Annotated in this window: 22 protein-coding genes, 1 pseudogene and 1 other annotated feature; of the genes and pseudogenes, 8 read left to right on the top strand and 15 right to left on the bottom strand. The window is 28.1% G+C overall.

Features of this window, described 5'->3' with window-relative positions; translation table 11 throughout:
• Positions 1-23 precede the first annotated feature (23 nt).
• The 4 genes from nhaC to B3603_RS10080 all read left to right on the top strand — a co-directional run bounded on the left by nhaC (position 24) and on the right by B3603_RS10080 (position 5977).
• Positions 24-1469: a Na+/H+ antiporter NhaC gene (gene nhaC / locus B3603_RS10095; protein WP_291564126.1), complete on the top strand. Its 1446-nt coding sequence runs from the start codon at positions 24-26 to the stop codon at positions 1467-1469.
• Between the two features lie 11 nt (positions 1470-1480).
• Complete coding sequence (locus B3603_RS10090) at positions 1481-2683, top strand: M20 family metallopeptidase (RefSeq protein WP_291564123.1); 1203 nt, start codon at positions 1481-1483, stop codon at positions 2681-2683.
• Positions 2684-3095: 412 nt separating this feature from the next.
• Positions 3096-4643, top strand: a complete 1548-nt coding sequence (locus tag B3603_RS10085) for an amidohydrolase (RefSeq protein WP_291564120.1) — start codon at positions 3096-3098, stop codon at positions 4641-4643.
• Between the two features lie 35 nt (positions 4644-4678).
• Complete coding sequence (locus B3603_RS10080; protein ID WP_291564117.1) at positions 4679-5977, top strand: AfsR/SARP family transcriptional regulator; 1299 nt, start codon at positions 4679-4681, stop codon at positions 5975-5977.
• Between the two features lie 132 nt (positions 5978-6109).
• Here the strand turns inward: B3603_RS10080 and B3603_RS10075 are convergent, their stop codons facing one another.
• Positions 6110-6619, bottom strand: a complete 510-nt coding sequence (locus tag B3603_RS10075) for a dihydrofolate reductase (protein WP_291564114.1) — start codon at positions 6617-6619, stop codon at positions 6110-6112.
• Positions 6620-6845: 226 nt separating this feature from the next.
• Between B3603_RS10075 and B3603_RS10070 the strand changes: the two genes are divergently transcribed.
• Together B3603_RS10070 and B3603_RS10065 are read left to right on the top strand one after the other, a co-directional pair.
• Positions 6846-9389 (top strand): lipase/acyltransferase domain-containing protein, encoded by a 2544-nt coding sequence (locus tag B3603_RS10070; RefSeq protein ID WP_291564112.1) that lies wholly within the window; start codon positions 6846-6848, stop codon positions 9387-9389.
• 453 nt (positions 9390-9842) lie between these two features.
• Positions 9843-10370: a hypothetical protein gene (locus tag B3603_RS10065; RefSeq protein WP_291564110.1), complete on the top strand. Its 528-nt coding sequence runs from the start codon at positions 9843-9845 to the stop codon at positions 10368-10370.
• Between the two features lie 463 nt (positions 10371-10833).
• Here B3603_RS10065 and B3603_RS10060 read toward each other — a convergent pair whose 3' ends face one another.
• The 8 genes and pseudogenes from B3603_RS10060 to B3603_RS10025 all read right to left on the bottom strand — a co-directional run bounded on the left by B3603_RS10060 (position 10834) and on the right by B3603_RS10025 (position 17467).
• Positions 10834-11586 (bottom strand): class I SAM-dependent methyltransferase, encoded by a 753-nt coding sequence (locus B3603_RS10060; protein WP_291564106.1) that lies wholly within the window; start codon positions 11584-11586, stop codon positions 10834-10836.
• A gap of 64 nt (positions 11587-11650) precedes the next feature.
• Positions 11651-12436: an HD domain-containing protein gene (locus B3603_RS10055; protein ID WP_291564103.1), complete on the bottom strand. Its 786-nt coding sequence runs from the start codon at positions 12434-12436 to the stop codon at positions 11651-11653.
• A gap of 70 nt (positions 12437-12506) precedes the next feature.
• On the bottom strand, positions 12507-12965 hold the full coding sequence (locus tag B3603_RS10050; protein ID WP_291564100.1) for an NUDIX hydrolase: 459 nt from the start codon (positions 12963-12965) through the stop codon (positions 12507-12509).
• 409 nt (positions 12966-13374) lie between these two features.
• Positions 13375-13959 (bottom strand): non-canonical purine NTP pyrophosphatase, encoded by a 585-nt coding sequence (locus tag B3603_RS10045; RefSeq protein ID WP_291564097.1) that lies wholly within the window; start codon positions 13957-13959, stop codon positions 13375-13377.
• 545 nt (positions 13960-14504) lie between these two features.
• Positions 14505-15182, bottom strand: a complete 678-nt coding sequence (locus B3603_RS10040) for an alpha/beta fold hydrolase (RefSeq protein ID WP_291564094.1) — start codon at positions 15180-15182, stop codon at positions 14505-14507.
• A gap of 402 nt (positions 15183-15584) precedes the next feature.
• A pseudogene (locus B3603_RS10035) lies at positions 15585-16164 on the bottom strand (flavodoxin family protein).
• Between the two features lie 227 nt (positions 16165-16391).
• Positions 16392-16790, bottom strand: coding sequence for a GNAT family N-acetyltransferase (locus B3603_RS10030; RefSeq protein WP_291564091.1), 399 nt, complete (start codon positions 16788-16790; stop codon positions 16392-16394).
• Between the two features lie 455 nt (positions 16791-17245).
• Complete coding sequence (locus tag B3603_RS10025) at positions 17246-17467, bottom strand: hypothetical protein (protein ID WP_291564087.1); 222 nt, start codon at positions 17465-17467, stop codon at positions 17246-17248.
• 142 nt (positions 17468-17609) lie between these two features.
• Here B3603_RS10025 and B3603_RS10020 point away from each other — a divergent pair, with 142 nt between their 5' ends.
• The gene (locus tag B3603_RS10020) at positions 17610-17924 is read left to right on the top strand and encodes a hypothetical protein (RefSeq protein ID WP_291564084.1); all 315 of its coding nucleotides are present in this window, start codon (positions 17610-17612) and stop codon (positions 17922-17924) included.
• Positions 17925-18020: 96 nt separating this feature from the next.
• On the opposite strand, the gene B3603_RS10015 is transcribed toward B3603_RS10020, so the two are convergent.
• Together B3603_RS10015 and B3603_RS10010 are read right to left on the bottom strand one after the other, a co-directional pair.
• Positions 18021-19193, bottom strand: a complete 1173-nt coding sequence (locus tag B3603_RS10015) for a hypothetical protein (RefSeq protein ID WP_291564081.1) — start codon at positions 19191-19193, stop codon at positions 18021-18023.
• A 610-nt stretch (positions 19194-19803) separates the two neighbouring features.
• Complete coding sequence (locus tag B3603_RS10010) at positions 19804-20961, bottom strand: MalY/PatB family protein (RefSeq protein WP_291564078.1); 1158 nt, start codon at positions 20959-20961, stop codon at positions 19804-19806.
• A gap of 109 nt (positions 20962-21070) precedes the next feature.
• Positions 21071-21337, bottom strand: a binding site (T-box leader).
• A 567-nt stretch (positions 21338-21904) separates the two neighbouring features.
• Between B3603_RS10010 and B3603_RS10005 the strand changes: the two genes are divergently transcribed.
• Positions 21905-22369, top strand: a complete 465-nt coding sequence (locus tag B3603_RS10005; RefSeq protein ID WP_291564075.1) for a GNAT family N-acetyltransferase — start codon at positions 21905-21907, stop codon at positions 22367-22369.
• A 367-nt stretch (positions 22370-22736) separates the two neighbouring features.
• Here B3603_RS10005 and B3603_RS10000 read toward each other — a convergent pair whose 3' ends face one another.
• The 4 genes from B3603_RS10000 to B3603_RS09985 form a co-directional block, all read right to left on the bottom strand.
• Positions 22737-23297: a GNAT family N-acetyltransferase gene (locus B3603_RS10000; protein WP_291564072.1), complete on the bottom strand. Its 561-nt coding sequence runs from the start codon at positions 23295-23297 to the stop codon at positions 22737-22739.
• 234 nt (positions 23298-23531) lie between these two features.
• Positions 23532-24536, bottom strand: coding sequence for a phosphotransferase enzyme family protein (locus B3603_RS09995; RefSeq protein WP_291564069.1), 1005 nt, complete (start codon positions 24534-24536; stop codon positions 23532-23534).
• Positions 24537-24728: 192 nt separating this feature from the next.
• Positions 24729-25223, bottom strand: a complete 495-nt coding sequence (locus B3603_RS09990) for a GNAT family N-acetyltransferase (RefSeq protein WP_291564066.1) — start codon at positions 25221-25223, stop codon at positions 24729-24731.
• Between the two features lie 466 nt (positions 25224-25689).
• Positions 25690-26613, bottom strand: a complete 924-nt coding sequence (locus B3603_RS09985; protein WP_291564063.1) for a S66 peptidase family protein — start codon at positions 26611-26613, stop codon at positions 25690-25692.
• Between the last annotated feature and the right edge of the window lie 349 nt (positions 26614-26962).

Below are 26962 nucleotides of genomic sequence, written 5' to 3'. Positions count from 1 at the left end.
TTACTTTATAGGGGGTTAAACTTATGGCAAATCAAAACAATTCTAAAGAAAAAACGCCTAGTTTTGGCGCTGCATTATTTGTAATATTCTTTCTTTGCGCCGCTATGGCAGTACAAATTTTTGTATTAAAACAACCGTACGCAACACATATTACATTAATTTTAGCAACAGTAGTTGCTGCAATAGTTGCACTTATGTCTGGATTTACTTGGAGTGATGTTGAAAAAGGAATACTTTATGGCTGTGAGATTGCAATGATTCCTATGCTTATACTAATGCTTGTGGGAGTACTTATCGCATCTTGGATACCTGCTGGTACAATTCCTACATTAATTTATTATGGACTTAAATTAATTTCACCTAAATATTTCTTACTAACTGCTGCATTCATCTGTGCAGTTGCTTCGGTGTCAACTGGAAGTAGTTATACTACAGGTGCTACCTTCGGAGTTGCCTTTATGGGAATTAGTATGGGACTTAATATTCCACCTGAGCTAACTGCTGGTGCAATTATAACTGGTTCTATATTTGGTGATAAAATGTCTCCACTTTCAGATTCAACTAACCTTGCTGCTGGAGTTGGTGAGGCAAATTTATTTGATCACGTAAAAAGTATGATTTATACTACTGGCCCAGCATTTATACTTTCATTAATACTTTATGGAATATTAGGTTTAAGATTTAAGAGTGCATCAATTGATACCAGCCAAATAGATATCATGTTAAATGGATTAAAAGATAATTATTGGATTAGTCCTGCAACTATAATTCCACCTATTGTTGTAGTTATCTTAGCTGTAAAAAAAGTCTCTGGTCTTGCAGTTATGGTTATTGCCTCCTTAGTTGGATTATTATTTGCAGTGTTATTTCAAGGATATGGTGTTGGAGAAATGCTTTCTTTTATGAATGACGGATTTGTTTCTAGCACAGGTATTGCAGAAATTGATTCTCTACTTAGTCGTGGTGGTCTACAAAGTATGATGTGGACAATTTCTCTTGGCTTCTTGGCATTAAGTCTTGGTGGAGTTCTAGAAAAAACTAAAATATTAGAAGTTATATTAGAGAAAATTTCTAAAATTGTAAGCACTCAAAAAGGCCTTATAACTACTCACGTATTATCTGGTATAGCAGTTAATATATTCTCAGCTAGCCAATATATGGGTATTATTATTCCTGGTAGAATGTTGGTTCCAGCTTACAAGAAACTAAATTTACTTCCACAAGTTTGTTCAAGGACTTGTGAGGACTCTGCTACAGTAACTTCTCCATTAGTTCCTTGGGGATTATGCGGTGTTTATTTTACAGGAGTATTAGGAGTTCCAACTCTTTCTTATGCACCTTATGTATTTTTAGCATATTTAACACCGCTAATAGCTATAATTTATGCTTATACTGATAAGTTCATGTTCAAGGAAGGAGATATTAAATCTTTAAGTAGCTATAAAAATAATAACTTAGAATTAAAATAAGGAGAATACTAATGAATAAAACTAATTACATTAATAAGGAATCAGTAATAGGTCTATTATCAAAACTAGTTGAAATACCTAGTCCTTATTTTCATGAAAAAGAAATTATGAATTTTACTTATGATTGGTTAAAACATAGAGATTTAAATCCTAAATTTCATCATTATGCAGAAAATAATGTAACAAAATTTCAAGGGGTAAACGTTATAGGAAATTTAAAGGGTAATTCAAAAGGACCTTGTATATATTTAAACGCTCATTTAGATACAGTTAATCTTTGCAACGGTTGGACTTACGATGGATTAAAAGCAACTATTGAAGGCAACAAGCTTTATGGTTTAGGTGCTTTAGATATGAAATCTGGTGCAGTATCTATAATGCTTGCATTAGAAGCTTTTAAGAATGTAGTAGATGATTTTAAAGGTGAAATAATATATTCTTTTGTTTCCGATGAAGAAGGTCCCTATGGACTAGGTACTAATGCAGTAATTGAAGATGGAATTGCCAAAAATGCTGATGTAGCAATAGTTACTGAACCTAGTAGTGGTTTTTGCTCTAAACCCTTTCCTTGCTTGTGCTTAGGTGCTAGAGGTGGTTATAACTATACTGTTAATCTTTATGGCAAATCTGCCCATGCAGCTAACCCTGAAAAAGGTATAAATGCTGCTGTAGAAGCAGCTAAAGTTATGCTTGAACTTGAGAAATCAACTTTAATTAAAGATGATAAATTAGGAAAAGGCTCAATATGTGTAATTTCTGCTGAAGGCGGAGGACAAGCGTGTAGTGTACCAGACACTTCTTCCTTTACAGTTTTTAGACATATTGTAAGAGGTGAAAATGAAGAAACTATAAAAAATGAATTATTTGAAGCTGTAAAAAAAGCTAGCATAAATTCAAAAGTAGAATTTAATTTTAGGGAAGCTCCTAGTGAAGGAACTAGAGGGTTTATGCCTTATACTGTAGACGAAAATAACATCTATGTTCAGAACTTCGTAAGATCCATTGAAAGTTGTTGTGGTAAAAGTCCTCATATTGCTTATTTTTCAAGCATAGGTGACTTTAATTATATAGGTTCAAGATTGAATATTCCTACCCTGATTTTCGGTGCTAATGGAGAAAACTATCATACTGCTAACGAATTTGTATATATTGACTCAGTTATTGATACAGCACTTTCAATTTTTGATTTTTTAATAAATAGTCTTTCTACTTAAGCACTGACCTCCTATAGTTTCTATAGGAGGTTTCTCTACTTAAGTATTAATATAATTTTATGATTTCTTAAAGAAAAATCAATAAAAGCTTAACTTCACAATTAAGAGTTGTTTATCTTATTATTAATTCTTTTAAAAATTAAGATAAAATAATCTAAATATATTAATTATCTAAATATAAATACAAATTAGAACTGTTTTTTATTTCCTCTCAATGATAGAATATTACTAGTTATAAATTTAGAGATTCTCATGATTCATGAGATTTATAAATTTATTTAAGGAGTCTAAAATTTACTACAATAATGAATAGTTATTTTATATAAGACACCTAAGAGAGCAAAATCTCTTAATATATAATTATTAAGTATGATGAGTTCTTTATAATTAAATTAAAAGAGAGTTGAAGTTTATGATATCAGTAGATTTAATTTTATATAATGGAAAGATTATAAGTTTAGAAAATGATAATGCTATCTATCATTGGATAGCTATAAAAAATAATTTAATATATGACTTTGGAAATGATGGAGGTTTTAAAGCTTATATATCCAATAGTTCAGATGTAATTGATTTAAAGGGAAAAACCATTCTTCCTGGTTTTTATGATAGTCATGTCCATTTAGTTCAAACAGGATTAAATATCTTAAGTCTTGATTTAAGTAAATGCACAAGCCTTAATCAAATATTTAAATTAATTGAAAACAAGACTAAAGAAACTCCTAAAGGACAATTTATAAGAGCTACGGGACTTGATGAATATAAGCTAGATGAAAAAAGACTTCCTAATAGATATGAGCTAGATAATTGTGCACCTGATCATCCTGTATGGATAAATAGAGTTGAATATCACACTAGTATAGTAAATTCTTTAGCTCTTCATAAGCTTAAAACACCTTTAAATGCAGAAGGAGTAGAAACGAAAAACAATATTCCTACAGGAGTTTTAACAGGAAGTGCTAGTGCTCTAGTAAGAAAACAAATATTAGCTAAAATCAGCTCAGAGATGAGATTAGAAGGAGTAAATAAAACTCTAATAGATGCTATAGCTAAAGGAGTAACTTCTATAAATGCCATGGAAGGAGGATTTACCTTCCATGATAAGGATGCTGAATTTATTTATAACAATAAAGATAGTTTTCCAATAGATATTATTTTATTTTATCAAACAGTGAATATAAATAAAGCTCTTGATAAAAATCTTAAAAGAATTGGCGGAAGTATATTCCTAGATGGGTCTTTTGGTTCTAGAACAGCTGCCCTTTCAGAACCCTATTTAGGCTATGATAACGCTTACGGAAAACTATATTTCACTCAGGAAGAAATGAATTCTTTCATTCTAAAAGCTTATAAAAATAATATCCAAGTAAGTACACATGCTGTTGGTGAAAGAGCTATTGAGCAAATTATAACTGCTCATGAATATGCCCAAAGCATCTATCCTAATAAAAATCTGAGGAATAGAGTGGAACATTTTGAACTTCCATCTTTAGACCATATAAAAAGAGCAAATAAACTTGGATTAATTGCATCTATGCAACCTACTTATGAATATCTTTGGGGTGGATATGATAAAATGTACTCTAAAACAATTGGCAAAAAGAAATGCGAAGAAACAAATCCATTTAGAAAAATAATTGATAATGGACTAATAATTTGTGGTGGTTCAGATAGTGATGTAACTCCTATTAACCCTATTTTAGGTATTCATTCTGCTGTCAATCATCCTATAAGTGAACATAGAGTATCCGTTTTCGAAGCTATTAAGATGTTTACTATAAATAGTGCTTATGCAGTTTTTGAGGATAATATTAAGGGATCAATTAAAGCTAATAAATATGCTGATTTTGTAATCTTAAATGAAAATCCTTTAGAAATACCTAAAGAAAATCTTAAGGATATAGAGGTTTTAGCAACTATAAAGGAAGGACATATACTTTATGAAAATAACCTTAGATAATTGAAGATATTATTTAAAACAAAGGGTGATGTCAGTTGAAAAAACTTGAAATATACCTTCTCGGGAATATAGAAATACGATTAGACAATCAATCAATCTTAGAAAAACTAAGTAGTAAAGCTATTGCTTTACTATGCTTTTTATGTGCTAATAAAGGAAAAAAATTTGGAAGAGATAAATTGGCTACTTATTTTTGGAATGGAGTTAATATTGAATCTGCCAGATACAATTTAAGATACAATTTTTGGAATATAAGAAAAATTATAAATGAAAATAAATTTTCTGAAGACATACTAATTAGTACAAAAGATTCATGTATGATTAATCCTAATTATGATTTTTATATAGATATTTTTCATTTAGACAATATATTAAACTCTATAGAAAAAAATCTTAATATAAAGGCTAATCTTAATAATGCTAAAAAACTTTTTAAAGGTGAATTTTTAGAAGAATTTTATATAAAAAATTGTCCTGAATTTAATGATTGGATATTCTACGAAAGAGCAAAACTTCAAAGAACTTATGAAGATATTCTATGTAAACTTATAGATATACATTATGAAGATAAAGAGTATGATAATGCCATTAATCTTTTAGAAGAAATGTTAAATATCAATCCTTTTAAAGAAGAATTATATTTAAAACTTATGAAAATATATGTTGACTTAGGCAATAGAAATTCTGCTATTAAACAATATGAAAGATGTGAAAATATTCTTAGAGAAGAATTAAATGTGAGACCTATGGAAGATATTCGTAATCTTTATGAAAGTCTAACTAGTGGTTCTTTAAAACCTTCTCATAAAGAAAAACACATAGAGAATACGCCTGCCAAGTTAACACTTTTAAAAATAGATAAAAATGATATAAAAACATTGCAAATGAATTTATCAAAAACTTCATCGAAAAATATAATCTACACAAAATGTTATCCTATGAAAGCTATAAATTACTGTTGGATTTCAGACGCTATTGATTGTATTATTTCAATTTATGATATAGAACAATTAAGAAGATTTGAAAAATATTATTGGGTAGACGTGCTTAGAGTGCACCCTAAAGTTCAATATATAGATGATACCTTAATTGTCCGAGATATACTAACACCTCAAACAGAAAAAAATAGAATATTTATAGCTTTAGAAAATTTGTTAAATTATCTATCTACTATAAATGCTATTACAATTATAATAGAAAATTTACATATGATGGACAATATATCTTTTGATTTTTTACAATACTATATAATGAAGAATGAGAATACTAATATAGAATTTATTGTAAGTTGTGATGAAAATGATAGCAAATTTGATAAATTAAAATATACTTAATATAACTTATATAATTGAGAATTTATTATTGATAACTGATTATTTTTATTTGTAGCGGCGAACAGTGTTCGCCACTTTTTACACTTTTTAGAACAGTAATAAAACCTTTTAAAATTCCCCTGTGGAACCATGCTAATCAAAATTTAATATTTTAGTATTCCTATAAATGTTGAAATTAAAACTTACTCCAGAACAAGAAGTAATTATCTCTCCCCTATTCTCCAATATCCATTTTTTATCCTCATCTATATTTAAGAACTGCCTATCTGATTTATAAGTTTTATTTATTTTAGTAACATATGCAAACTCGCAATAACTTTCAAGCTCTCTATAAATACACTCTCCACCAATTATATATATATCCTTACTACTGTAACTTTTAAGAACCTCAAATAAAGTCTCCAAGGAATTTATGACTATAGCATTTTCTACTTTATAGTTTTTATCTCTAGTTAAGATTATATTAATTCTACTTTTTAACGGAGCTTTATTAGGAAATGATTCTAAGGTAGTTCTTCCCATAACTACGACTTTTCCTATAGTTTTCTTCTTAAAATCTTCTAAATCCTCTGGAATATAAGTTAATAAGTTTCCCTCATTACCTATACCAAAATTCTCATCAACAGCAACAATTAAATTCATAATTCATCTCCACTTTTTCTAATATTTTATAATTAACAATATTCTATCATACCCATATCTCTAATGCATAATTCTCTTATTTTAATTTATCCATTATCTTTTTTAATTCCTTTAAGAAATATCCACTATCAAAATTATTTATTTTTAAAGATAAGTAATTTTATTTCTAAAATTATGATTAACCTTATATATTTATATAGAAAACAAGTAATTTGAGGGGGAAACTTTGAGTGAAATAACTAGACAAATAATAATGATTCCCGGAATTATGGGAAGTACATTATCTCAAAAACAACTTACAATATGGCCTAAACATATCTCACATATTTTTGATATTAATTTTTACAATATACTTAAAGATTTAGATGACAATTCAATCTCCGCTTCTAGCATAATTCCTATAGCTTATAATAGCTTAGAAAAATTTTTAAAAACTCAATGCACAGAATATACAGCTTTTTACTATGATTGGAGGCAAAATAATCTCGTTCAATCCAGCATCCTAAGAGGAAAAATAAATAAAAATGCAGATGAAATAATAATTGTAGCCCATAGCATGGGTGGAATTGTAGCTAAACTATTTTTAGATGAATATAAAGATGATCCTATACTATCGAAGATAAATAAAATAATAACTCTTGGAACTCCCTACAATGGTTCTCCTGATGCCTATAAAGCTATATTATTTGGTAAATCTGTTCCTAATGAATTGTTTCCTATAATATTATCTAAAGGTGAGTCAAAAAAAGTTATTAAATATTTTCCAAGTATATATCAGCTTTTGCCTAATGAAGATTATTGTAATTACTATGAAAATCTTAAAGATTATTATTTAGTTAAAGATAACAATGGCCTATCTTGGGAAGAAATTTATAATGATATATACATGCCTTTATTAAAAGATGTAAATTTAGATGTAGATTTAACCTTAGATAAATTTTATAAAACTTTAACTTCTTCCCTACCATCTCATATATCTCACCATGAAGTTATAGGATTTAACATACCTACCCTATGTAATTTAATTGAAAATAATGGTGAGTTTAAAGGTAAATTTAATGATGGTGATGGTACAGTACCTCTTTACAGTGCTATGACTAATGCTACCAAAAAATACTTTGTTAAATGTGATCATGGTGAATTAACTAGGAGTTCTGTTGTGCACAATATTTTAAAACTTATTTTTAATAACACTGCGGTGCAGTATGGAGATAAGCATAAAGTTTATAATCTTAATGATATAAATTCTATAAATTTTAAATATAAAATTGTTAAAATTGCTTGCCCAGTAGTTGTATATTTAAAAGATAAAAAAGGCAATATCCTTTACGGTAGTACAGAAAATCTTCAATTGGACAAACTAAATATATATAGTTATAACAATAAAGTTCAAAGTATAGGTGACAGTATTTACTTTATAGTTGAAGATGATGATAATAGCGAAAGTTTCATTATTGAAGGCTACGATAAAGGTGCTGTAACAATTTCAGTAGACGAATATGAGAATGGAAATTTAAAAAAGACTGCGGTGTTTAAAAGCTTCAATATTGATAAAGGCATTAGAGCAGATTTAATAATTAATTCAATCATTGATAAATTTCAACTATTTATTAACAATGGCATAGAAAAAATTAAACAAAAACTTTATATTTTAGATAACTTTACTAATAAAAACAATATAGACCTTCCTAAAACAAAATATAGCATAATAGGAGAGAAAATAAATGCTTCTGATGAAGGATATTTATATGGTACTGGAAAGGTTAATTTAAAAATAGACAATTTAGAGGAAGGTTCTTATGGTGTAGTTCAAACCTGGTGTTCAATAAACAAAGACAAACCTATATTAATCGATAATGGTAACTTAACTGATTTAGAATTAAAACCTGGAATAAATAATATTATAGTGTATTCTAAGGATGCCTTAGGAAACAAAGAACCTATTGAAGAAAAAACATTTTATTATTTAGATATAAAAGATATAAAAGTAAAATTAGAGTTTAACAGCCTATCATATTCTATTTCTGTAGAATTAAATAATAAGAGTCTTTATAAAGAGATTGAGCTTATTGATTTATCTCTAATAGAAAGTGATAAGCTTACTAGAATAAATTATGATTATATTGACAGACCTATGGAAATAAAAGTTAGAGATGCTTTTGACACAGAAAGAAGTTTAAATTTTACTATTGATGAAGATGCTATAGAAAAGATAATAAAATCCCATAAGGACAGTTATAAATACATTGACCTCTTTATGAAAGGTCTAAAAACTGATAATTACAAAATATATAAAAAAGATAATGATATGTTAGTGGAATTAAAACCTTCTAAGGAAGATACTATTATAAGTAGTAACTCTATATTTATAATATCTGATGTTTTTGAAGTTGAAATAATAAAAGAAGAACTTTTAAAAGTGATATTTAATAGTCTTCATGAGGAAATAGACTTAAATAGTAATAAGCCCTATAACTTTACTTATAAGCTTTTTAATAAATCCTCAAAAGAACTATTAATATATCCTAATTTAAAATGTTATATAGGTATAAAAGATAAGGATAAAGCTTTTCAAGACATTTATCAATTAACTACTGCTTTTAATGAAGATTTTACTTATTCTTCAAAGTTAATTCCTAAAGATTTAAAAACTTCACTTTTAAATAAAAATATTTTCTCTGAGGAATTTAATACTTTTTTTCTTATAATTGAAGCAAAAATTAATAGTGTTAAAGTACTCAGAGTTCATAATATAATTTTTAGATATTAGGCATATAAAAATAGATTAGTATAGATAAATTACTTTAAAAATTAATGTATGGCTAGTTTTAATTTAAGGCTTAAGATAATGCATAATTCACAATGCAAAATGCACAATTATGGTTGAAATTATTTTTGAACAAAATAATTTCTTTAATGGATTTTTTAATTAGCAATGCAATTGCTAGTGTTTTATTGTAGATGTGAACGGTGTTCGTCAGTTCTTTTTTAATACGTCTTATAGTTTAGCATTTATTCAATAATATATGACGAACACTGTTCGCCGCTACAGTTAATCAATTCTAAGTTCTCAGTTACCACTGAGAAATATCCGAAATTGTGAACTGTGAATTTTGAATTTAGTAGTTTTAGTTGCAATACCAATAAGTGTTAATTATTTTCAGAGATAGATTAAATTTAGGAGTAGTACATCTATATGCTAAGATGCCTTAAAGGAGCTATTATGGAAGTAATATTAATTAATATAGTTCTCTTGATAATAATTTTTATCATTTATAGATTTATATATAAAAATTGTAGTAAAAAACTTTTAATAGATATTTTTATACTAACTTTGTATACAACTCTGGTGGCACCTCTAATTATCTTTACTATAAATTTAATTTTAAGACAATATTATAATCTTAGTGAAGCTCATTTAATATTTACTTTTATCCCTTTATCAATACCTACTATAAGTATTTGTAAGGGAAAAAATAAAGAGGCTTCAAATAAAAAATTTTCAAATAAATATCAGGATAAAATTATATACATCATATTAAATGAACTTGAAAAACAACATATATATATTGATAAAAATTGTATAAATATATCCTTTAATAATTTAAGAGGTACCTTTTATGCTGATATAATAGTTACTCTTTCTATTCCAAATGAAGAATATGATTATTTTAAGGATTATTTAGAAAAAAGTTTATGTAAAGAATTTAAAGAGGGACATTTTAATGTGGCTTTTAAAACTTATAGATAAAAAACTATATATCTAATGTCTAATAATAGAAAGCTATTTAGATTTTCGGGCGAACATTGTTCGCCCCTACATAAAATACACTTTCTTATTCTAAATAATACACATAATAATAATCTTTACGTTGTTTTAATAGTTTTTTATCTATGTATAACCATGCTTTTTATATTGCTGATTATTACGTATAATATTATTTTTACTAAATTGAAAAATCTATTTGTTTTGCAATATATTTTTATATATGTTTTATTATTCATGATATCGTAGGGGAGAACAGTGTTCATCAGTTTTTCTTTAAGTGATTTATTAAAGTTAATATAAAGTCATAAAATATCTGAATTGTAAAACAAAAATACCGTAAAATTCAGTTTTGAATAATAAGGTATTTTAAATAATTATTCGATTTTTATATTTGCTACGTGAAATAAAAATATTACATACTACCTAAAGATTATGCTCATAACCCTTATTTCATTGCGTAAATAGTAATTTCTCCTGGTAGCTTTTTATCTGTCCAACTTGGCTCTTCATTAAATTCTTTAATTGTAAATCCACTCTTAATCATCGAGTTAAGAATTTCACTAATATTGTATAGTCGGACAGAACAATTTGGAAATTCTTCACTTTCTACTGCATTCAAAAAGTCTTTATATGATACATCACCATTATGTATCTCTGTATCAAAGTAATCCTCAACTGATGACTTAAAGAAATTAATTGGCATTACTTTTCTAAAAGGATGAAAATCATTTAATATAATTTGTCCATTTGGTTTTAGTATGAAGAATAGCGTTTCCATAAACTTATCTATATCATGAAAATAATGAAGTATACCCCCTTCAAGATATAGCATATCAAAATAATTTCCATAAATATTCATATCTACATCATACAAATCACCAACAATATAATCTAGTTTAACGTGAGAACAATGTGCTAACTCCAAAGCATATTTTTTGTTTTCTTCTGATATATCAAATACCGTTACATCTGCACCTAAAAGTGCTAAAGCTACAGCTCGTCTACCATTAGAACCACAAGGATTAGCGATTTTTAACCCATTTATATTGCTGAAGTATTTTCCATGTTGTTTCAGCCTTTCCATTGGATTTTCCATAATAATTTTAGCACGTTCTTCTGGTAATCCATCATTCTTTAACCAAAATTCATATGCTCTGTATTCCCATGCTTTTTTATTTATTGCACTTTGTTCATTCATTTCATATTCTCCTCCTATACTAAAACTAATATAAATACCCTTTAACTAATAGAAAAGTTACAACTTAGAATTTCAATTTTAATCTATTCTCTATAAAACTATTTACATGAGCAAGAATATGTCCAACTTCTTCGGTGTCTGGCAAAGAAGTTATAAGCCGAGGAATATAATCATTGTTCACTATATATTCAATAGCATAATTGAAATTAATGTCAAAAAGCCATGCAACATAGGCTAATTTAAAATCATTATAGGTTTTAATATGATCATCTTCAGGACATTTATTAGATAAGATAGCCTGTACAACTTCTGGTGAATATTCTCCTGTATCCGGAAGGACTTTTAAAATTTCATTATGATAATCACTTTTCTCTTCAAAATATTTAACATGAATAAAATAATTATCCATTTTATCTGCATCTCTTATAAGTTTACTGAAAAGTAAAACTCTTTCATCTTCATTTTTAGGAAGTTGATATTTATTATGATATCTAATACTTCTCAAAATAATGTTTTTTTCTTCTTTAGATAAGAAATTTAAAACTTCATAATTCTCTAATAATAGGATTCCTAGTTCTCCATGATCTTTCACCGAATCCACAAGTGTTCTGTGCTTTATATATTGTTCAAATCGTCCAATATCATGAAATAACGCAATAGTTTCTCCTATTCGCAATTCATTATCACTCAATTGTAAAGATGTCCCAATTGACCGTACATTTTCACAAACTCTAAAGGTATGTTGAACTTTTCTCTCTATAGAATGTTTTATATCTAAATCTGAAATAACTAGATTATCTACAATTTCGTTAAAGAATTTATAAAATTCTTTTATATTTTTAGCCTCCATGACTTTCCCCCTAATTAAAAACATTTTTCTATCTTTGACTCCTTAGGTCATAGTATAAGAAATTTGCATCTTAAGAGTAAAAATTCATCCCCTCTTTAACAGCCCATTGTTGATGTTCATACAAAAATTCAGCACATTCAGGTGGTTCCATCCAAAGTAATTCATGATCTTTTTCAATTTCATCAGTTACATGTTGTTCTAAGCTTACAATGTAAAAAAATCCAATTGGATGCCTGTAATGATTAAATGCCTCAGAAAAATAATATTTAGATGCCTTACCAATAAAACTCTTAATAATGATATTATAGCCTGTTTCTTCTCTAAACTCTCTTATAAGACATTCTTCTAGGCTTTCTCCATCTTCTATCCCCCCACCTGGTAAAAAATATCCATAGGGATTTTTAATAACTGCTACTTGACCAGTCTCATTAAATACTACTCCATATACTCCTTCTCTTATAACATAAGTTATTCCATTTATTTTTTCACCAAAAATTTTTTCGTTTTCAATATTACATTCATTAATCATGGTTACCTCCATAGCCAAGTTACTTTACAGTGTCCTATAGTCAATATACGTAATTATATAGAGAAATAATATCTATCAAAATATAAACTCTCTATCCAATATCTGATAATAGAACCCGACTTGTATTTTCAAGTGAACACTGTTCGCCCCTACACAAAATAAATTTATACTACACATATAAATTCCTTTTTACTCATAATATATTCCCTGAAACCTATCGTTCTCCTTCCCCCTATTTTATAAAATAATTATCATTATGCTCTATAAGTTACTTAGTAAAGCTAATACAAAGTAATAAAATATTTTAAATTACAAATTAAAAAATACCGTATATTGATTTTTCAATGATACAGTATTATAAAAAACTATTTGATTTTATAGCTATTATGCCTAATACATGGAGTATGAATCATAATCTTTTATTATTGAAGCCATCTTTATTCAAAATATATTCTTTAAAATTACTCATTATTTCACCATTACTCCAATAGACTACCATTTCCTCCTCAGATATATCTGAAATAGGAACATCAAAACCTTCAGGAATAAAAAGCTGTTCAATTGAAGTACCACATTTCTTACCGGGCTTAGTTGCTAATTTTCCTCGATATGTTCCAGTAAAAACGACTGGTTTTTCATCTGGATGACAATATGCTAAACAATCTTGGATGATAATAGTACGATTAGTTTTGTCTTTCATTAAATTAATGTAATCATCTACGGAAAGCCATTCATTTACAAACTTGATAAAAGGTCCAGGAAATCCATTTAAAGATTCAATATAAAAACCAGCATCTGTTACCATAACTGGTTGATTTAGCTCCTTACTTGCCCAACTAGCTGAATACATAGCTACTTCTTGAACACTTTTACTCTGAATTTCAGGAGTGCTTAAACTCTTTTTTAATAGAGCAATTCCTGTATTAGTAAATGTTTTTAAAGCAACATCAAACTTAGTATCATTCCCTGTAACATAAACTAAAGTGTTATCCATAATTAAACTCCTTTTTATCTTTTAATTAATTTTTCTATATAATTCATACTTTTTTATAATGCAGAATTATCTTTAGGAGAATTGCACTATATTTCTTTAAATATGTATCAGCACATTATTTCTAATATAGCATTATTCAGGTTTTAGAGAACATTATTGTTATACTAAAGTTCATCAATTTCCCTCATCATATAAATCAGTAATATCTTTAATAAACACTGTAAAATTTATTACGGAATAATAGATTACCTTAAGAAATTCTTTGGTTTTACAGTTATTATATTATTTAAGAAAAAAGCGGCTTAACTTCTTAATTTGCTCTTTCTCCTACTACGACCTTGTTTAAAAACTCTTTACTTTGGTATGCAATTGTTTCATACTCGTAATCATGAACATAGTGACCACAATCTAATAAAACCTGTTGACTTTCAGGTACCCTTGAAACATATTCTATTAAATATTTTTGCCACTATCCTTTCTCCCAACCTGTTCCGTCACCATTTGAAATAAAGAATAACATAGGTACTCTCGGTGAACCCATTTCATTAATTTTTTTTTGCACTTTCTTGAATATATTCTAGTTCACGTAGCATTGTCTTTGTAGCCGTTCTTCTATAGAAAATTGCTCTATATATTTGCTTTTCATCATTAGTTAGGGAACCATATTGGATTGCTGCTGAATTGTCACAAATAGATGGGATAAATCGAGTTAATCCAATCCTAGCTGCAAATGCAGACAAGTTTAAAACAACTTTTTTTGGCAATGTATAGCTCTCATATGCATCTGGAACAGCTGGGTCTAACCCTACAATAGCTGCAATTTCATTTGGATACTTTCTTGCCCAATAAAATGCTTCTATTCCAGACATAGAATGAGGAAATATTACATATGGGGCTTTTTCTCCAGCTAGAGTTAAGGCTTTTCTCGTTTCTTCTAGAACTGTATCTATATCTCTCGGAACATCAACAACTTCACTAAATCCATATCCTGCTTTCTCTATAACTGCAATACGATAATCATCACTTAATCGAGAATATAGACTTTTAAAATCCAATGTTGGAGAGCAAGTCCCACCTCCTGACATAAATACTAAAGTAAAATCACCCTTACCTTCACTATAAACATGCATAAGATGTTCGTTGACCGTAACCATTGTACCTAATGGTTGAAGTAACTTCGACTCTTGATTTAACTTAATTTTATGATTAATAAAGCTAATCAAAATAATTATTAGTAAAATACCAGCAATTATTACAATGCTTACCCTCACATTTTTCCCTATCTTTATAATAGTTCCCCCCCTCTTCTGCTGAGTTATGTTATATAAATGATATTTGTTTTACCTTCTAATACAATGTAGAATTAGCTTTAATGAGATTGTAACCTATTTCACCAAATATACATCAATATATTTTACAAATTAAATAATAAAAGAATATTATTTTCGTATTTAATATTTATATATTTTTTTATCATTTAGTCATTTTATCTATTTACAATATATTTGCATTGCAACGCAAAAACACCACAAAATTTAGTTTGAATAATGCGGTGTTCAAGTAAGTCATTCATTTTTCGATTGTAACATTAAATAAGAAAACTATGAGCCAAGAATTATATCATATTATACTTTACCACTTATTAGTTGTCGGGCAAATAATCTTGAATGCTCAATTTTATCATTCGTTATAAAGGTAGATTTATATCCAAAATCTCTTTCAGCAAGCATTCCAATATATTTTAGCTGAGAGTGCTTACAATATCGTTTGATACCTTCTTCAAATAAATCAGCTCCTTCTCCTGGTTTATACCCACAGGTAGTTATAATCGCTAACTTTTTACCATTCCAAAGGGAAGGTCCTTTTTCATCACCATAATACTTATTCATTCCGTATACCAAACGATCCAATAATGATTTCATAGGTGGTGTACAGTACCATGAATAGATAGGNNGCTAAAATAATGACATCACAATCATATATTTTATCAAAAATTTCCTGCACATCATCAGCATATCGACATCCAAAAATTGTCCAGTCTTTTTGACAATTCCGACAAGCAGTACAAGGTTTGATATGTTTATCATAAAGCCAAATCAAATCATACTGAACTTGTTGAAGTTTAAATTCTTCAACAAAAGGTTTTAATAACTTGGATGTATTTCCATTTTTACGCGGGCTACCCATAAGAATGCAATATTTCATTTTATACCTCCATTTTAAAGATACTTCATAAAAATTTTCTATTTGGGCTTAACTGATGATAATTATATCACATTTATATAACAATGAATGATTGCTTTTGTAATAAATGTAAAACAACTTTATTTTCTAACATCCCATTATTCAATTTTCAAATAACATTATCCGTATCTGCATTTTCAAAAGTTACGTCGCCTAATACTCAGATTCCAAATTGATTTATTTAAAACTTAATCATTTTTTCTCCATACTCCTCCAGGACATGAAGTAAAACCACAACCTTGATAAAAATCGCGATTATTTTCTTCAAATGTTACTGTTACAATAGAAATTCCCCTATCTTCCGCCTCTTGCATTAACCTTTTTACAAGTGCATTACCAATACCTTTTCCTTGATAACTTGGATGAACAATAATATCCTCAAGATATCCGTGTTCTATGCCTGGACCTACCATATATCCAAATGCGATCAGATTATAATTCTTATCCCGTAGCCCTGCCCAAAATAAACAATGCTCAAATAAAACAGGATAGTCGCTATCTCTTCGTTCCCACCCTACAGCTTGCCGAAGATCTGGAATCTCATGATTTTGGATTTCTAAATTAATTAATATATTATATTTTTCCATTTTATCACCATCTCTTACTCGTTATAAATTACAATTCTAGCTAAATTAATTAGTAATTATAGCATATAATAGTGTTTATTATTATTTTTAGATAGATGAAAATTTTAATTTTATTTACCGTATTATTCAACTTTTAAATAACATTCTTTTCATATTTAATATTTATATATTTTAATTTATCCTTTAATCAATATGCATCATTATATAAAGAAATAATATATTTATAGATAATAGTATTAACTTTGTAAATATTATTATCATGATATAATCTTCACCAAATTTGAGAACCAATTTATTTTATAACATATTCTTTCATCTGTTTTATTATCTATGATATCGTATGTGCAAACAGTGTTGACCAGTTTTCCTTTGCATATTTAGATTTCTTTTCACTTATATACTATAAGCTACTTATTAAAGTTAATATAAAGTCGCAAAATATTTGCATTACGACATTAGTAACTTAATCTTTGACCACAATTTTTACAATACCGCCCATTGACTATTGAACCACATTTTGGACATTGCAGACTTACTGCTCTATTCTTAGTAACCTCTTGAGGTATTTGCTTGTTTACCGCTTCCATAGCAATTATAAATGCTTCTTTTTGTTCATCCGTCCAATTAGCCCATGCTAATCCTGCTTTTATAATCTCTATAACTCTTTTATTATCCATCTTACTTCCTCCTTAAATATTTGTATTGTAATTTAAATCATTTTAAGCATAACCAAATGTAGTCTATATCTTTTTACCAACTACTACTGTGTATATTCAAATATTTATATAGCCAAAATAAACTTGAAAGGTGGTTATTCTAATGAAAAAATTTATTGCTATGATTTTAATTTTTTTATCATTATCATTTAGTATTTTTACTCAATCTGTATACTCCGTAAATATCTTTAATGAAGGTGTTTATAGAGCAGCGGATTTTAATTTTTCACCAGAAAATAAATATATTGTTCAAAATGTATCTAATGAAAATAGTGTTTACTTACAAGTTTTTGATGAAAATCAAATTTTAATACAATCACTAAAACTATCTCCTAAATCTGACAAATATAATTTAATTCCTCTATTACCTAACTATAGAATTGTAATAGTTGGTAATGGTAATGTATTTATTTCTTAAAGGACACTTTAATAGTGTCTTTTATATTTGAATTGTGACATAAAAAATACCGTAAAATTCACTTCTGAATAATACGGTATTAAATCAAATTATTTATTACTTTATTAAATTAACTATTTTTTCCCCACTCTTTATCAACTCATTATAATTATTTTCATTTTTAATCTTATCTACATTTTCATCTGAAATATCTTCATTACTAACATTAAAATACTCTTTTAATATTTGATATTGTGTTTTTCCCGGTTTATCTTTGCTATCTTCTATTTCAGTTTTCCAATTAATATTAGCTTTATCCATAATTAGTCCTAGTGCAGCACCAGTTTCATATCTCATAGGTCTCTCTAGATAATTAGGTGATTCAGCTTGATTATTAGCTATATAATTATATGCTTCGCTAAAAGTAACATAGTAGGGTTCTTGTTTTTTTGCTAAAACAGTCAACTTACCTTCTATTAATTTACTATAAGAGTATTCTATATACCTTGCTGTTCCCTCAATAGCCTCAGTATTAGTCTCAGCCAATAATTGTGGCCATTTTTTATATCTATATGTTCTAATAATAGTCCATTCTCTTAAATAATTCTTAATTTCATTAACATTATTAGCTTTCATACATTCATCTAGTAATTTAAACTCTAAACCTATCAATGCATAATTTTCTTTATCATATGGATAGTTTTCTATATATTCTCCATCATTGCTATCATATAACCAATCTTTTTGTTCATATGTATGAAATGCTTCATGTAATAAAAATGAAGAAAAATTTAAATATAAATCTGGATTTTCAAACATATCTGGATAATACTTAAAATAAAATACATCTTTTCCTTTAATATTTACTTTGCCAAAATTATTTGGTAACCATGTATTGAGTGTATTAGGCTCAAATTTACTTAACCTATATACATTGGGTAATTCCAAAGATGTTGATACTTCTATTTTCTTTGAAAAAATACTTTTATTATAATCATCCAAATTAATAGCATATGCTTGATTTCGTATTAATCCATTACTTTTATTAGCTCTAACTAAAATAATAGGTTTTTCATTTAGTTTATATTTTTCATCCCATAATTTATCACTATTATCTCTAAAATTTATATAGATTTTTGATAGTTCTGTAAACATTTCTTTATCTGTTTGATCTAAAGAATTATAATCAATTTTAGTTGTTTTATTTAATACTATATTCCCAATTATCCATACTCCTAGAACTATAATTAATGTTCCTATTATTACAGGTTTTTTCAAACCTTTTTTCATTGTATCTAACTCCTCTTCATATTTAATAATGATCCCTACTTGAAGTTTGTCCTTATTATAATTAATAAATTGCTCAAGACCATTATTATATCATAATATGTTTATAGAGCCATACTATTAATTTATTTAATACCGCATTATTCAATTTTCAAAAAACATTGTTTGTGCTTTAAATTTTAAGATTTACGTCGCTTTTTATTCAATTTACGTCATTATAATAAATCAATAACATCTTTAATAGATGATACTGATTGTGAATAATATGATTATGAGGTGGTTTTGAATTTTCGGGAGAACACTGTTCTCCCCTACACAGAATGCATTTTTAATATATAATTATAAAATAATATTCTTCCTTTAAGTGTAATAATTTATATTTTTATAAATTTATATTATGTCTAAAACTCTTTTCATTCACAATATATTCCCTAGAAAATACTGTTTCCTTTCTCCTTATTCTAATAAAAATAATAGTTATTACAGTACTATAATCTACTTATCAAAAAAATATTTAAATTGGATAATAAAAAATACCGTAAAATCTATTTCTAAATAATACGGTATTTTAATAATTATTTAATTTTTATATTTACTACATTAAATAAGAATATTACGTAATACTATTTACTGCTTCTTTAATTCTTTCAAATGCCTCATTCAATAAGTTTCGAGGACAGGCAATATTAACTCTAGCGAACCCTTCACCATCTTTTCCAAATCCTGATCCAAATGTTAATGCAACCTTTGCCTTGGTCATAAAGAAATTTTCAAGTTCATCTTTATTCATTTTTAATTCTCTGCAATCCAACCAGACCATATATGAACCTTCAGGCTTAATTACTTTAATTTTGGGTATATTTACTTCAAAATAATCAATTAGATAGTGCAAATTACTTTGTAAATATGTAATTAATTCATCTAACCAAGGTCCGCCATGCCTGTATGCAGCCTCAACAGCAGCTAAACTAAATACATTTGTTGCGAAATCAAAATCATATCCTATCAATGCAGATTCATAAATATCCAATAATTGTTTATTAGGTATAATCAATATGCCATGAGTCAAACCCTGTAAATTAAAAGATTTACTTGCAGCTGTAATAATAATGGAATTCATTGCGAATTCTTCTGAAATAGATCCATAGGGTATATGTTTATGCCCTTTAAATATTACCCCACCATGTACCTCATCAGAAAGGATTAGAACTTTATACTTATTGCAAATTTCACCTATTCGTGTAAGCTCTTCACTTGTAAATACTCTGCCACTTGGATTGTGAGGGTTGACTAGTATAAATATTTTTACATTGTCAGCAATCTTGCTTTCAAAATCTTCAAAATCTATGCTGTAATGCCCATCTTTAAGTATCAGTGAGTTTGTTACCAAATCACGTCCACTTTTTTTTACTATATCAATGATTGGATGGAATGTTGGTGAATGTGCCATTATCTTATCTCCAGGCTCTGTAAATGAATCAATGCATATTCTAACTCCTGCCCAAATACCTGGGGAACTAGACAACCATTCTTTTTTTATCCTCCAATTGTACCTTTGATCATACCAGTCAATTATAGCATTATAATATGAATCTGATTTTAATTCATAGGCAAACATCCCTAATTTGGCCCTATTGATTAACGCTTCAGTAACACACTGTGGCGACATAAAATCCATATCCGCTGTCCCCATAGCTATAATTTCTTCATTATTGTATCTATCCCATTTTATTGAATTTGTTCCTAATCTAAAAATCCTTTCATCAAACATAATATAGCCTCCTTTTTTATTTTATTTTTATATAATTAAACTTTATTTGTTGTTATTTTTAAAATTTAGTGAACTATTATTAAATATAAAAAAACCCTTCATCCTAAAAAAATAGGACGAAAGGTATAACTTCCGCGGTACCACCTATGTTAGCTTACATATGCTCACTCGATATCAGTACAGAACTATTTCTAAGTTCGATACTGTCCAACTCCTAACGGTTTGGCTCCGTCCAAATATACACTCTAATATAAATATAGATTTCTATTGGAAACTCCAAGATGTTATTCATTACACTCTTAGCGTAGGTATTCCACCATCACCTACTCTCTTTAGCCAGTATTATGTAACTACTACTTCTTTTCTTCGCTTTTATTTATTAAATTTATAACGATAATAACATTGTATAAAATACTTGTCAATTATCTTAATAATATTATACTTTATTATCTATAATATCGTAGGGACGAACAGTGTTAGCCAGTTTTCCTTTGTATATCTAAATTTTTTCACTCATATAATATAAACTAATTGTTAAAATTAATATAAAATCACAAAATATTTGTAATGTAAATTAACTCCACTTAACTTTCCTTTATACTCATCTTTATTATTCCAATCTAACTTTTGACCGCATTTCCTGCAATTTTCCGCGCTACAAATATTTTTCAACTTGGGCAAAAGTATGCAATCCAAAGTTCTTTATCATACTTCAAAAGAACACTTTTCGCCATTCCTTCTTCCCCTTGTTACCCCTAATATTTGAAACGTGTATAATAGTTTTTAGGGAAGATTTCAATTCTATTATTTGTGTAAGACATATGGTAGAATTAAACATGCGCGATGTTTCATACAAATATCTCTTAAGCCGTGAAAATTATATATTGCATACTACAATTAACTAGTTAAATACAATTACTATAATTGGGAGGATGATTATTAGATGACAAAAATATCGAATCAACAAATTATAATTGACATAGCACCTCTAAGAGCAGAGGACCGTAACCGCTGGAATATTTTAGCTCGAAGTTACAAAACCTTTTACGAGACTGATCTCCCCGACTCCGAATACGACGAGGTTTGGAACCACTTGCTAAACTCCGATGAAATCTTCGGTTTTGGCGCGTATCTTCAAGGAAACTTGATTGGTATCACTCACTACCTGTTTCATCGCACTATCTGGATGGAGAAAGTCTGTTATCTACAAGATCTCTTTGTCGATGAAGTTGCCCGTGGGCGGGGTGTAGCTCGCGCACTCATTGAGCAAGTAGCTCAAGCTGCGCACGAACATAACGCTTCTAAGCTCTATTGGCAAACTCACCAAGACAATACCGGCGCTCGTGTTCTCTATGACAAGATTGCGCATCACAAAGGTTTCATTCGCTATGACTATCCGCTTGAATAAAGCAAGCATGACTGTCGTATCATCACATCCGGCTTCCAAGGTGGCCGGATTATTCATATACCTCAACTTAAATACAAACCCTACATGTTCTCACTCTTACCCTTGTGTTCTATCAATAATGGAATTACTTTGACAATCTGTATAAATAAACTTACTCCAACATAAAATTTCAAACAATACCCTTTCTTTGCTATCGCACATGTTTTTTCTAAAACTATATATTGTTCCATATTTATTTGAATTGTGGCGCAAAAATACCGTATATTCTTTTTTAATAATACGGTACTTTTACATGTTATATTTAGTCTTATGTAAACTACATATTAAGATAATGAAGTAATTTTGTTGTGTGTTATGCTCATGCCATCTATTTGTTGTTGAGTATATAATACACTTCATTGTCTATCCAAATACCATCTTCCATAATAAATTTTTCTCTAATATATTCAAATTTAAATCCTGCAGAGAGAACAACCTTTTTTGATATCTCATTATCTATATTAATGTGCGCTTCCAAACGATGAAAATTTAGATCTTCAAATCCAATTTGGACAATCGCACGGATGGCCTCTTTTGCATATCCTTGTTGCCAAAACTGATTGAAAATCGTATATCCAATTCGTGCATATTGAAAATCTTCTCTCATATGAGTGGTTATATCACAATATCCAACTGATGCACCATTAGCTTTCGAAAAAATATTCAACATATAGCTGTAATCTTTTTTACCAAGTTCTTCGCGCTCTTTAAGTTTGTTTTTAAACCATTCTTCTGTTAAAAAGGATGTATCAAACCATCCCTCATCAAACTTTGTTTTAGATGGCTCTTGTCCATTAAATCCTTCAAGCCATGTTTGGTAATCGTCCATATTTAATGATCGTATTTGTAAACGAGTAGTTTCTTTGCAAATGTCCAAATATTTAATCATCTAAACCTCCCAATCTAATGTAAATAGTCTTTGCTTATTGTTCTCTACAATGAAGAACCATTTATATAAAATTGTAACATATAATACAAAATATAGATGAATGTACTTGATAAACTAAGCGATAAATATTCTAATACTATATACTCAATTTTCAAAGACTATTATTCGTACTTTAAATTTCTAATGTTACGTCGCATTTTAATTAAATTATGAAACAAACTATAGTAGCCTAAGTCATTTAATTTTTTTCAACCTTTTAAAATCTATATCAATATAAGGTAGTCGATTCTCAATATTATATTTCATATCTTTTAAATACTCTTTCTGTGAATCATTAATCTCATAATTTGTCCATAATTTTAAAATAAAGTTATATGAGCAAATCCTTCTATATTCTAAAAATAATGGTATTCTTTCTATCCATTCTTCTTCAATTTTATTTTCTTCTAAATATCCTTTTAAGAAACTTTCAATAAACTTAACTCCAAACTCTATACGCTCTTGTGCGTTCCTTATAGGAACTGTTTGTAAAGAATGATAAAGAGCAATTGCAATATCACAAACATACCAATGATATAAACAATCATCAAAATCAAAGACTATTATACTACCATCATGAATAAAAAAATTATATTGATGGAAATCATTGTGTATCAACCCATAAGAGTCCTTATCTTTAGGCAAAGTATTCATTTCATTTATTATTTCTGTCCATATGTTATAAATAGCAAAATCCTCTTTAGTAATTCTATATCCTTCTCTAAAATTGATGTCTTCATTCCACTGTTCCCTTGCAACTATTCTTTCTTTCGGTATATAATCCTTCGTTAAACAATGAATCTTGCCCATTGTTTTTCCCCATTGATAAAATAATGATTCGTTCCATTCATTAACATTATCCACTCTTGGAGGGTGTCCATTAGCTTTTTCAAACACTGAAACAAAATAGCATTGGTCATTATCATATATAACTTCTACAAGCTTATTATTTATAGATGGTATAATTTTTGATACATTTACTTTCATATGAAATAGATAATTTATATAATACATTTCAGCCTCATAACGTGATAAATTACAGGAATTTTGTTTTGAAATTCTTAAAATATATGCATTGTTTTCATTTTGTAACTCGTAAATAAGATTAGCTGAATTGCCAATTTTATTAATATTAACTTCCAGTATATTTAATTGGAAAAGTTTAAAAGCTTGCTTTAGAATTAAATTATTATCTTTCATTTTTCCTCCCTATTCGCAACAATTCATGCAAGATTATCTATTTTCAGATTTTTTAATTGATAAATAATCAAATCAGTAAATTATTTGAATACAATATCTCATTATTATACTTTATTAATAACAAATTTCTTAGCTTTATTTAAAACATTCTACTTTTCTCATATATAATACTATAGCTAGCATCATATTCTCTTAGTACCTCTTCTCTCTTTTATCCTGTATTTCAAAATACATTGATTCAATTCCATCTTCAACAAATGTTTCAATTCTTACAAATCCAACTTTCTCTAATAGTCCTATTGATCCATAATTATTGGAATATGTAAAGGCTCCAATTTTTTCTATATCAAACTTATTGAATACTTCTTTAACAAAAGCTTTTGTAACCTCTGTTGCTATCCCCTTACCCCATAACTCCTTTTCAAAGATGACAACACTTAGCATAGACATTTTTTCATTACTTTCATCTATACTATAACACCAAATATCTCCAACATATTTTCCTTCAAAATAGATTACTTTGCCGTAGCTCAAAGCATCTTCTTTTAGAGACTCCTCAAATAATCTTAATGCTTCGTCTAAAGATTTAATACTAAAGGGAAATATTTTTTTTATTTCTTCATCTTGAGTTTTTTCCCAAAAGGTTACTACATGATCAGTCCTTCTTGTTTTTAGTATTATGTCCATAAAATTCATCCTTCCATAAAAATCCTATTATAATGCAAGTTTTATTTTTATTGTACTAAATTCCATTTAAAGCTTATTTTTATAAATTTAGTTCAATATTTAATTGTAATATATTCCCTATAAAGTATTGTTCTCCTTCTTCCTATTTCAATAAAAATAATTACTCTCCTTATTTTATAAATAACATTATCTATCATATTATTATAAGCTACTTATTAAAGTCAGTATGAAATGCGGCGTAAAGAAACCGTAAAATTCAGTTATGAATAATACGGTGTTTTATGAATCCTTCGTTTTTTCAGTTGTGGCGCTAAATCAGAATTGTCGGCATTGATGTGTATATAGTGGTGTCCATCAGAATTTGATATGCAGAAGTAAATGATTTATTCCGTGAATAAACATAAATAATCTTATGGAATAAAATGGTTACCTTATTCCATAATAATCGAAAAAACGTTCTATCTCTTTATATACGCACTGTTGGTTCAAGTATTGTCAATGTATTGTTATAAGTGTTAAGGTTAGCTTGAGCACCTATAGGTATAGCCATCTTGTATCTGCCATGCCCTGATGCTAAATTTGTCATAAGAGGTTTATTCAATGGCACTATAACTTCATTAATTAAATCTTCATATGACTTACCATATGCAATCGGACAATTCGTACATTCACCCATAATAATCCCTGCACAATCTCTAAATTTACCTGCTAATATTAGATGGTTTATATACCTGTAAACTGTATTAATAGGCTCATGAACTTCTTCGATTAATATTATCTTTCCTTTGGTATCAACTTCAAATGGGGTGCCAAGATTATCTACAAAGGATGTAAGGTTACCTCCTACTATAGGGCCTGTTACATTTCCAGGGATTCTGCTTATTAGAGGCATTCCAGGAGGATTTTCAAGTTCCCTTGGTGAGGTAAGTGTAGACGTAGCAGTGAAAAACTGATTGAAGTTGTATTCAGGAGTAGTCGGTTTAAAGTCTATTAAAAGAAGACTATGAAAAGTAATTAAGTCAGCCCATTCATACAAAACATTTAATAAAATTGTTATATCACTGTACCCTGTGATAATTTTAGGATTCTGTGCAATGACAGAGTAATCAAGATATGGTATAATACCTGCAACACCTACTCCACCCCTTGAGGGTATGATAGCCTTCACATCAGGGTTTTTAAACATCTCCATCAAATCAGAGGCCCTCTCTTCTTCTGTGGCTGCAAGATATCCATTAGAAGAATATACATATTTTCCTAAAACTACATTAAAGCCCATATTATTAAGAGTCTGTATGCCAGTATTAATGGCATTTGCAGATAATGGACTCCCTAAAGTAACTATTCCGATTGTATCTCCTGTACGTAAAATTTGTGGTCTTGTTGCCATACTTATTCACCTTCTAAATAACTTAATAGTGTATAATCTTACAATTCCGTAAAAACTACTCCTTGTCGCTATTTATATCTATCATCCCTCCACGGACAGGAAGTTTAGACTTGCGGAATTACTAAAACTTCGTTTCATTATTACTAGGATATTATATGAAGTTACTCATTATTACTTATATCCTTTGTATAAGAATATAAATTTTTCTATTTTAAACATCGTATTACTTCACTTATCAACGATTCATAATTTGCTTAACAGCCGCCAATGAAAATGAGCATGTAATGTATAGATATACCACTCCTAAATTTAATCTATCTCTGAAAATAATTAATGCTTATTGGTATTG

Source organism: Clostridium sp. UBA2485, from assembly GCF_002341865.1.
Classification (GTDB): domain Bacteria; phylum Bacillota; class Clostridia; order Clostridiales; family Clostridiaceae; genus Clostridium_J.
Note: the sequence above shows the minus strand (reverse complement) of the source record. Positions and strands in the feature narration are given on the sequence as shown.